The organism is Streptomyces sp. NPDC006193, assembly GCF_040613915.1.
GTDB lineage: Bacteria > Actinomycetota > Actinomycetes > Streptomycetales > Streptomycetaceae > Streptomyces.
The window spans coordinates 169,732-178,964 of sequence record NZ_JBEXTB010000010.1 but is presented as its reverse complement, the minus strand read 5'-3'; the positions used below and the strand labels follow the sequence as shown (position 1 = coordinate 178,964).

The window sequence follows — 9,233 nt, the reverse complement described above, 5'->3', positions numbered from 1 at the left end:
TCCCTTCGGTGTCTCCGACTCTATCAGATCTTTCCGATCCGATTTCCTCGGTGCTTTCCAGGTTCCCGCTTCCGCGTTTCCCTTTCCGGCGGTTCCGACTTTATCAGAAGTTTTCAGCCGGTCAGACCGGCCGCTCATTTCTGAGTAATCGGGGGATGCTTCTCGGATTCACCATTCACGGCTTCCGGAAGCGAGTAGATTTTATTGGCTGCCAACCGGAGTTGTCCAGTTCCAGGCAACTGTTTGAATCTACCTCCCCACTCCTTCCGTGTCAACGGCTGTCGCGGGGCGAAGAGGAGACTAGCAGCTCACGGGGGTCGAACGCACATCAGGCGGCCGTGGGCACGGAGGCGCTGCGGTCGGCCGCTTCCACGTCGCCTGTCTCGCCCGCGCGTGCCGCGCGGCCGCCGAGGACCCAGACGTAGGCGAGGAAGGCCAGCTCGGCCGCTGCCCCGATGCCGATGCGCGCCCAGGTGGGCAGGTCGGAGGGCGTGACGAAGCCTTCGACGGCACCGGAGACGAACAGGACGAGAGCCAGGCCGATCGCCATGCCCAGGGCGGCGCGTCCCTCCTCCGCGAGGGCGTCGCGCCGGGTGCGGGGGCCGGGGTCGATGAGGGTCCAGCCCAGGCGGAGTCCCGTGCCGGCCGCGACGAAGACCGCGGTCAGTTCCAGCAGACCGTGCGGGAGGACCAGTCCCAGGAAGGTGTCGAGGCGGCCCGCCGAGGACATCAGGCCGGCGCCGATGCCCAGGTTGAGCATGTTCTCGAACAGGATCCAGAGCACCGGCAGGCCCAGGAAGACGCCCAGCACCAGGCACATGGCCGCGGCCTGGGCGTTGTTCGTCCACACCTGCGCGGCGAAGGCGGCTGCCGGATGACTGGAGTAGTAGGTCTCGTACTCGCCGCCGGGGCGGGTCAGCTCGCGCAGCTGGCTGGGCGCCGCGATGGACGACTGGACCTCGGGATGGGCGCCGATCCACCAGCCCAGGAGGACGGCGACGGTCGTCGAGACGAGCGCCGTGGGGACCCACCAGCGGCGTGCGCGATAGACCGCCGCCGGGAAACCCCGGCCCAGGAAGCGCGTGACGTCACGCCATGAGGCGCGGCGGGTCCCGGTGACGGCGCTGCGCGCGCGTGCCACGAGCCGGCTGAGCCGGCCCGTCAGCTGCGGGTCGGGGGCGCTGGACCTGATGAGGGAGAGATGGGTGGCGGTGCGCTGGTAGAGCGCGACGAGTTCGTCCGCCTCGGCGCCGGTGAGACGGCGCCGGCGGCGGAGCAGGGCCTCGAGACGGTCCCACTCGGCCCGGTGCAGGGAGACGAAGACGTCGAGGTCCATCGGGTCTGCCTGCTCCTCGGCTGGTCGTCCACGGCTCACCGTGGCTGCTCGTGCTTACTGTCAGCTTGTCGCACTGCGGCGCGATGCGCCCACAGCTTGGCAGACTTGCGGTGCACGGGGCGGACCAGGAAGGGCGGCGAGCGTGAGTGAGCTGGTGACGGGCGAGGCGGTGGCGCTCGAACTGCGGCCCGCGAAGCTGCCGAGCAGGGCGCTGGCCGTGCTGCTCGACCTGGCGGTGGCCGTGGTGGCCTACCTCGTCGTGGTCCTGGTGCTGGTGGCGTCGACCGCTTCGCTGGACGAGGCCGCGCAGGTGGCGCTGTCGATCGCGGCGTTCCTTCTGGTGCTGGTCGGCGGTCCGGTCGCGGTGGAGACGCTCAGCCACGGGCGATCGCTCGGGAAGCTGGCGTTCGGTCTGCGGGTGGTGCGGGACGACGGCGGGCCGATCCGGTTCCGGCACGCGCTGGTGCGGGGCGCGGTCGGGGTGGTCGAGATCCTGATGACGTTCGGGGTGGTGGCCTGCATCGCCTCCCTGGTGTCGGCGCGTGGGCGGCGGCTCGGGGACGTGTTCGCGGGCACCCTGGTGGTGCGCGAGCGGATACCCGCCGGCCGGGCCGGTTCCGTGCCGCCTCCGCCTCCGTGGCTCGCGGGGCGGTTCGGCGCGCTGGACCTGTCGGCGGTCCCGGACGGGCTGTGGCTGGCCGTCCGGCAGTACCTGACGCGGATGCAGCAGCTCGATCCGGAGGTGTCGGCGGGCATGGCGCAGCGGCTCGCCACCGAACTGGCGGGGCGCACCGGTGCTCCGGCGCCGCGGGACCTGCCTCCGGCCGCGTTCCTGGCTGCCGTGGTGCACGAGCGGCAGTCACGCGAGGCCCGGCGGGTGTTCGGCGGCGGGCACGTCACGTCGGGCGCCCCTCAGCCGCCCGCGCCCGGCCGGTCTCCGGGCGTCCATGCGTCCCCGGGCCGGGACCGGCCCGCGGCGGCGTGGACGCAGGATTCCGGCCGGCCTGCCTTCGGGCAGGGCTCGGAGCAGCCGTCGCGGACGCCCCCACATCCGGCAGCGGTGCCGGCGGAGGAGCCGCGGGCGGGGCGTCCGGCCACCGGGTTCGCGCCGCCGGCGTAGGGGGCGGTGCGCACGGGCGGGGCACGCCGTGCCCGAGGCGGGCGGACGCCGTGTTCAGCCGAAGTCCGACGGCGGGGACTGGAGATCCTCCAGCTCGACGCCGGGCGCGGCCAGGACGATGTCGCCGGCGATGTGGACGGTGTGCCGTTCGCCCGTGTCCAGGGCTGTGACCTGGTACGTGTCCACGGTCAGCGGGCCGTTGTCAGTGGGGTGTGCTTCGCTGTCCACCAAGGCCCAGGACTGGTCCACGGTGCGGGGCGCGAGGACCGGGTCGGTGAAGGCCACGAGGCGTATGCGGGTGGCCGCGGAGGAGGGGGTGAGGCGCAGGAGCCGGGCGGTGGCGACGAGGAACGCGGGGGACGTGCCGGTGAAGGCGTGGGCGCGGACATTGCCCTCGGTGGCATGGGCGCCGGTGGAGTCGGTGCGGACCCAGGTGACGCCGTCCAGGGCGGCGCCGCGCACCTGCCAGCCGCCCGCGTGCAGTTCGAGGCGGATGGGGCGGCCGAGGTCGTCCAGGGCGAGGTCGACCGAGCCGAGGGGATCGCCGCCGGGGGTCGTGAGCCGGGAGACGTAGCGCCAGCCGGACGGGCCGGGGGCGCACTGGAAGTGTTCTTCGGCGAGGGGGGTGTGGTCGTGCGGGTCGTGGAGCGAATAGCGGCCGCGGGGCATCGGGGTCCTGGGTGTCGACGGGCCGGCCGGCGGTGGGCGACGGGGCAGGCCCCCGGCACGGGGGTGCGGGGGCCTGCCTCGGAGGATCTGGTGCCGGGGAGGTGTGCCGGCGCGTCCGGCGCACCTCCCCGGCGGGCCGGGCTAGGGGTTCACCGGATCAGTAGCGGTAGTGGTCCGGCTTGTACGGTCCGTCGACGTCCACGCCGATGTACGCGGCCTGCTCCGGGCGCAGTTTGGTGAGCTTCACGCCGAGCGCGTCCAGGTGGAGGCGGGCGACCTTCTCGTCCAGGTGCTTGGGCAGCACGTAGACGCCGATCGGGTACTCGTCGGGCTTGGTGAACAGCTCGATCTGGGCCAGGGTCTGGTCCGCGAAGGAGTTGGACATCACGAACGACGGGTGGCCGGTGGCGTTGCCCAGGTTCAGCAGGCGGCCCTCGGACAGCACGATGATCTTCTTGCCGTCCGGGAAGGTCCAGGTGTGGACCTGCGGCTTGACCTCGTCCTTGACGATGCCGGGGATCTTCGCGAGGCCGGCCATGTCGATCTCGTTGTCGAAGTGGCCGATGTTGCCGACGATCGCCTGGTGCTTCATCTTCGCCATGTCCGACGCGAGGATGATGTCCTTGTTGCCGGTCGTGGTGATGAAGATGTCGGCGGTCTCGACGACCTCGTCCAGGGTGGTGACCTGGTAGCCGTCCATCGCCGCCTGAAGGGCGCAGATCGGGTCGATCTCGGTGATGATCACGCGGGCGCCCTGGCCGCGCAGGGCCTCGGCGCAGCCCTTGCCCACGTCGCCGTAGCCGCAGACGACGGCGGTCTTGCCGCCGATCAGGACGTCGGTGGCGCGGTTGATGCCGTCGACCAGGGAGTGACGGCAGCCGTACTTGTTGTCGAACTTCGACTTGGTGACGGAGTCGTTGACGTTGATCGCCGGGAAGAGGAGGGAGCCCTCGCGCTGCATCTCGTACAGGCGGTGGACGCCGGTGGTGGTCTCCTCGGTGACGCCGCGGATCTCGGAGGCCAGCTGGGTCCACTTCTGGGGGTTCTCGCCCAGGGTGCGGTGCAGCAGCTGGAGGATGACGCGGTGCTCGTCGGACTCGGCGGTGTCCGTGGCGGGGACCTCACCGGCCTTCTCGTACTCGACGCCCTTGTGGACGAGGAGGGTGGCGTCGCCGCCGTCGTCCAGGATCATGTTCGGGCCGCCGGTGGGGCTGTCCGGCCAGGTCAGCGCCTGCTCGGTGCACCACCAGTACTCCTCCAGGGTCTCGCCCTTCCAGGCGAAGACCGGGACGCCCTGCGGGTTCTCGGGCGTGCCGTTCGGGCCGACGGCGACGGCGGCGGCCGCGTGGTCCTGGGTGGAGAAGATGTTGCAGGAGGCCCAGCGGACCCGGGCGCCGAGGGCGACCAGGGTCTCGATGAGCACGGCGGTCTGCACGGTCATGTGCAGGGAGCCGGTGATGCGGGCGCCGGCGAGCGGCTGGGCGTCGGCGTACTCCTTGCGGATCGCCATCAGGCCGGGCATCTCGTGCTCGGCGAGGCTGATCTCCTTGCGGCCGAACTCGGCCAGCGAGAGGTCGGCGACCTTGAAGTCCTGTCGGTTGTCGACAGTCGTCATGCGAGCTGCTCCTCGGGGTTGGGTCGAGGTGGGTACGGCTGGTCTGCGCGGCGGCGGACACAGGGGTGCCCGAGAAGAGGACACAGGCATGCCCACGTACGCGCAGCGCAGTCCGTCGGAGGCCCTCTCTCCCTCGGCCGGTCCGCACGGGACCGCCCGACCGCCATCAGCAGCGACGTCTGGCTCCGTCCCAAGCTACACCGGTCGACCCGGTCGGCCCCAGTCCGCCTGCACGCCCTGCCGCCCGACGGGGACCCGGACGCACCGCGTCCGGGGTGCGCACGGCGCCGCCGTCCTCCGCGGGTCGCAGGGCCCACGGGGGGGGCGGATCGGCCGGGACCCGCAGGAGCGGGGCGTCGCGGTCGCGCGGCCCCGTGGGGGGCCGCCGGTGCGCCGAGGGAGCTCAGTGACCTGCCGCGTGCGGGTTCGGTCCGCCCGGGGTGGCCTCCGGGTCCGCGCCCTTGGCGGCCTCGGCCTCGCTGTAGATGTCGGGTTCCAGGTAGATGACGCGGGCGATCGGCACGGCGGTGCGGATGCGGTGCTCCGCGGCGTTTATGGCGTGCGCGATCTCGGCGGCCGTGTCGTCGTGCCGGACGGCGATCTTGGCGGCGACCAGCAGCTCCTCCGGGCCGAGGTGCAGCGTGCGCATGTGGATGATGCCGGTGACCGTGTCGCCGTCGACGGTCGCGGCCTCGATCTTCCTGACGTCCTCGACGCCAGCGGACTCACCGAGCAGCAGCGACTTGGTCTCGGCCGCCAGGACGAGGGCGATGAGGACGAGGAGCACACCGATGCAGACGGTGCCGATGCCGTCCCACACGCCGTCGCCGGTGAGCAGGGCGAGGCCGACGCCGCCGAGGGCGAGCACCAGACCGATGAGCGCGCCGAAGTCCTCCAGCAGGACGACGGGCAGCTCGGGTGCCTTGGCGCGGCGGATGAAGTCCTTCCAGGAGAGCGTGCCGCGCGTCTCGTTGGACTCCTTGATGGCCGTGCGGAAGGAGAAGCCCTCGGCGATGATCGCGAACACGAGGACGCCCACCGGCCAGTACCAGTGCTCCAGTTCGTGCGGGTGGCGGATCTTCTCGTAGCCCTCGTAGACGGCGAACATGCCGCCGACCGAGAACAGCACGATCGAGACGAGGAAGGCGTAGATGAACCGCTCGCGGCCGTAGCCGAAGGGGTGCTGCGGGGTGGCCTCGCGCTGCGCCTTCTTGCCGCCGACGAGCAGCAGGAACTGGTTGCCGGAGTCGGCGAGCGAGTGGACGCCCTCGGCGAGCATCGAGGAGGACCCGCTGAACGCGAACGCCACGAACTTCGATGCCGCGATCGCGAGGTTGGCGCCGAGTGCCGCCACGATCGCCCTGGTACCGCCTGACGCGCTCATGTGTCCGCGTTGTCCCTTCGCCTCTGTCGCCCTCGTGCGTCCACGCCCCTCCGGGCGTGTGCCCGGCTTTGCCCGGCCTTTGCCGGTGGGTCATTCTTGCAGCCTGACCGGGGCCCGCTGTCTCAGGTATCCACAACCGCGGTCATACGATCACCGTGGCGCGGAAGAGGGTGCCGGCGCCCGAGATCTCCGCCTTCTCGCCGGCCGGGACGAACACCGATCGCCCGGGGCCGAGTCCGTGCTCCCCGACGCGGACGGAGCCGGCCGTGCAGAGCAGGATCTGCGGGGTGTCGCGGGTGATGTCGTGGGCGCCACCGCCCTCGGGGAGCACGTACCGGGAGAGGCGGAACTCCTCGATCGGCGTCGGGTAGACCTCCTCGCCGTCCGGGGAGGCCTCGGGGCGCAGGACGCCCGGGTCGCTCGGCTCGAAGCGGACGATCCGCAGCAGTTCGGGGACGTCGACGTGCTTGGGGGTCAGGCCGCAGCGCAGCACGTTGTCGGAGTTGGCCATGATCTCGACGCCGAGGCCGCTGAGGTAGGCGTGCGGAACGCCGGCGCCGAGGAACAGGGCCTCGCCGGGCTGCAGGCGGACGTGGTTGAGGAGCATGGCCGCGAGGACGCCGGGGTCGCCCGGGTAGTGGTGGGCGATGTCGGCGTAGGGGGCGTAGGCGCCGCCGAGACGGGTGCAGGCGGCGGCGGCCTCGGCGACCGTGCGGGCCGTCTCCTCCGGGTCGGCGCCGAGGATCGCGGTGAGGACCTCCCGCAGGGCCGCGTCCTCGGGGCGGGCGCGCAGCAGGTCGGCGTACGGCTTGAGGGAGCCGACGCCGAGCCCGTCGAACAGGCCGGCGGCCTCCACGGGGTCGCGGAAGCCGCACAGGCCGTCGAACTCGGTGAGCGCGCAGATCAGTTCGGGCTTGTGGTTGGGGTCCTTGTAGTTGCGGTGCGGGGCGTCGAGCGGGATGCCGCGGCGCTCCTCGTCGGCGTGACCCGCCCTGGCCTGCTCCAGGTTCGGGTGGACCTGGAGGGACAGGGGCGCGCCGGCGGCGAGGAGCTTGAGCAGGAACGGCAGGCGGGGGCCGAACCTGGCGACCGCGCGGGCGCCGAGTTCCCGCTCCGGGTCGGCGTCGATGACCTCGACGAGCGTGCCGCGCGGGGTGCGCGAGGGGGCGCCCGGGTGCGCGCCCATCCACATCTCCGCCTGGGGTTCGCCGGTCGGCTCGACGCCGAGGAGGTGGGGGATGGCGGTCGGGGACCCCCAGGCGTAGGGGCGGACGGCGTTGTCGAGGCGATCCATGTGTCTTCTCTGTCTTTCGTGCGTACGCGGCTCGCCGGCCCCGGTGGCGCTGCCCGTCCCGGAGCCGGTGGCGGGCGCGGGATGTCCGGCCCGGAGAAGGATCAGGCGCCGGAAGCGAGCGCCAGGTAAACGGCGGCGAAATCCGTGACGGCGATCAGTTCCGCGAGGGTCTCGAGTTCGCCGCCCTCCTCCGGCTCGAGTTCGCTGACGGGCGTGTCGTGGCTGAGGGCCACGTCACGGGCGGCGGGCGCGGCGGTGAGCCCGCTGATCGGGCGGTCGCGGAGCAGCACCACCCGCGCGTGCAGCGCGGGCGGCTCCTCGACGCGGTCGCGGAAGAAGTCGTCCGGGTCGGCGCTGGCGGCCAGCGGGCCGGCCAGCAGGGCGCTGTGCGCGGCGAGCGCCTCGGGCAGTTCGGCGACGAGGGCGGGGCGGCCGGCGAGCTCGGCGAGGGCGGCGGCGAACCGGCGGCCCGCGGGACCGGCCGAGGTGCCCTCCGTCCACACCATGGGCAGCGCGTCGGCGAGTTCCGCGGCGAGGGTCTTGGCCGGGTTGCCGTAGGTCGCGATGGCGGGGCCGCACCGTTGCGCCACCCGGTCGAGGCGGTCGGCGACCCTCTCCAGGGCGTCCGGCCCGGCGCCCAGCAGGCCGATGCGGTCCAGGAGCGCCAGCAGGGGTGTCAGCAGGGCCCACAGGACGCCCGGCGAGGACGCGGCGAGCGGTTCCTCCTGGTCGTACGGTGCGGTCGCCATCGGCAGGAACAGGCCGTGCGCGCCGGCGACCGCCTCGGCGAGGGGGGTGTCCGACGGGGCCACGGCGGCCACCGAGCAGCCGCGGCGGTAGGCCTGCTCGGCGAGTTGGGAGAGGCTCGGTTCGGTGCCGTCGGGGGTGGCGATCAGCAGCAGGTCCACGGAACCGGCCCAGCCCGGCAGTTCCCAGCGCAGGGCGCCCGCGGCCGGGGCGACGCCGCTGGGGGCGAGCCGGACGACGGGGCTGCCGGGGCCGGCCAGCGTGCCGAGGAGGTCGGCAGTGTGGGTGGCGGCGGCGCCCGGGCCGGCGATCAGGACGGCGCGCGGGCGGCCGTCGGGTTTCAGCTCGGCGACGCCGGCCTCGGCGGCGTGCCGGGCGGCGGTGCGGACGCGGGCGCCGGCTTCCGCCGCGCCGCGCAGCAGGCCGCGGCGGTCGGCCTCGGCGAGGCCCTCCGGGCTGTCGAGCAGCGATTCGTCCAGCATGGGCGGTTGCCTCCGATCGCCGGGCCCCGAGCGGAGCCCTTGCGGGTTGTCGCGGGGCGCCTTGTCGCCACGCGGTCCTGCGACGGACGCGGTCCCTGCCGGCACGGTCGTGCGCCGGCACGGTTCTGCGTCACGACGCGTTCCCCCCGACGGGCGCGGGTCCCGCTTCTCGCGGTGCGGCCCTCACGTTGCGGTGCGGCCCTCACGGGCACGGTCTGAGCGGGCACGGTCCTGAGCGGGCGCGGTCCTGAGCGGGCACGGTCTGAGCGGGCCCGGTCCTGTCGGCGGGCTCGGTCCGCGCCGGGTGACGGGGGGAGGGCCCTCGTCACTCGGGGCGGCGGGCCTCGTCGATCAGCAGGACCGGGATGCCGTCGCGGACGGGGTAGGCGAGGCCGCAGTCCTGGCCGGTGCAGACCAGCTCGGTGTCCTGCTCCTTCAGCGGGGCGCGGCAGGCCGGGCAGGCGAGGATCTCCAGGAGGCCGGCTTCGAGCGGCATGGGGTGTCCCTTCGGGAGCGTGTGTCTGCGGATGGCCCGGTCAGCGTACCGCTGCCGGGCGGCCCGCCGCGGGCCGCGGGACGGGCCGCC

General features: G+C 73.2%; 8 protein-coding genes. 1 reads left to right on the top strand and 7 read right to left on the bottom strand.

The annotated features are described in order from the left end of the window. Positions 1-328: 328 nt before the first annotated feature. Positions 329-1,336 (bottom strand): stage II sporulation protein M, encoded by a 1,008-nt coding sequence (locus tag ABZ261_RS13350; protein WP_356858496.1) that lies wholly within the window; start codon positions 1,334-1,336, stop codon positions 329-331. A gap of 142 nt (positions 1,337-1,478) precedes the next feature. On the opposite strand from ABZ261_RS13350, the gene ABZ261_RS13345 reads away from it, so the two are divergent. After that, positions 1,479-2,456, top strand: a complete 978-nt coding sequence (locus ABZ261_RS13345) for an RDD family protein (protein WP_356858494.1) — start codon at positions 1,479-1,481, stop codon at positions 2,454-2,456. Positions 2,457-2,510: 54 nt separating this feature from the next. On the opposite strand, the gene ABZ261_RS13340 is transcribed toward ABZ261_RS13345, so the two are convergent. The 6 genes from ABZ261_RS13340 to ABZ261_RS13315 all read right to left on the bottom strand — a co-directional run bounded on the left by ABZ261_RS13340 (position 2,511) and on the right by ABZ261_RS13315 (position 9,143). Beyond that, positions 2,511-3,125: a hypothetical protein gene (locus tag ABZ261_RS13340; protein ID WP_356858492.1), complete on the bottom strand. Its 615-nt coding sequence runs from the start codon at positions 3,123-3,125 to the stop codon at positions 2,511-2,513. Between the two features lie 157 nt (positions 3,126-3,282). Continuing rightward, positions 3,283-4,740, bottom strand: coding sequence for an adenosylhomocysteinase (gene ahcY / locus ABZ261_RS13335; protein WP_356858490.1), 1,458 nt, complete (start codon positions 4,738-4,740; stop codon positions 3,283-3,285). Between the two features lie 403 nt (positions 4,741-5,143). Beyond that, on the bottom strand, positions 5,144-6,124 hold the full coding sequence (locus ABZ261_RS13330) for a cation diffusion facilitator family transporter (protein WP_356858488.1): 981 nt from the start codon (positions 6,122-6,124) through the stop codon (positions 5,144-5,146). Positions 6,125-6,266: 142 nt separating this feature from the next. Continuing rightward, positions 6,267-7,418: a mannose-6-phosphate isomerase, class I gene (gene manA / locus ABZ261_RS13325; RefSeq protein ID WP_356858486.1), complete on the bottom strand. Its 1,152-nt coding sequence runs from the start codon at positions 7,416-7,418 to the stop codon at positions 6,267-6,269. A 101-nt stretch (positions 7,419-7,519) separates the two neighbouring features. Then, positions 7,520-8,647 carry an SIS domain-containing protein gene (locus ABZ261_RS13320; protein WP_356858484.1) on the bottom strand — a complete coding sequence of 376 codons (1,128 nt, stop codon included), beginning with the start codon at positions 8,645-8,647 and terminating at the stop codon, positions 7,520-7,522. A 325-nt stretch (positions 8,648-8,972) separates the two neighbouring features. Further along, entirely contained in the window at positions 8,973-9,143 is a 171-nt protein-coding gene (locus ABZ261_RS13315; protein ID WP_356858482.1) for a Trm112 family protein, read from the bottom strand. Positions 9,144-9,233: the final 90 nt, after the last annotated feature.

What these genes read in the sequence shown, in the direction of transcription:
- ABZ261_RS13350 (WP_356858496.1), bottom strand. Translation starts at nt 1,336, where the DNA reads ATGGACCTCGACGTCTTCGTCTCCCTGCACCGGGCCGAGTGGGACCGT.
- ABZ261_RS13340 (WP_356858492.1), bottom strand. Translation starts at nt 3,125, where the DNA reads ATGCCCCGCGGCCGCTATTCGCTCCACGACCCGCACGACCACACCCCC.
- ahcY (WP_356858490.1), bottom strand. Translation starts at nt 4,740, where the DNA reads ATGACGACTGTCGACAACCGACAGGACTTCAAGGTCGCCGACCTCTCG.
- ABZ261_RS13330 (WP_356858488.1), bottom strand. Translation starts at nt 6,124, where the DNA reads ATGAGCGCGTCAGGCGGTACCAGGGCGATCGTGGCGGCACTCGGCGCC.
- manA (WP_356858486.1), bottom strand. Translation starts at nt 7,418, where the DNA reads ATGGATCGCCTCGACAACGCCGTCCGCCCCTACGCCTGGGGGTCCCCG.
- ABZ261_RS13320 (WP_356858484.1), bottom strand. Translation starts at nt 8,647, where the DNA reads ATGCTGGACGAATCGCTGCTCGACAGCCCGGAGGGCCTCGCCGAGGCC.
- ABZ261_RS13315 (WP_356858482.1), bottom strand. Translation starts at nt 9,143, where the DNA reads ATGCCGCTCGAAGCCGGCCTCCTGGAGATCCTCGCCTGCCCGGCCTGC.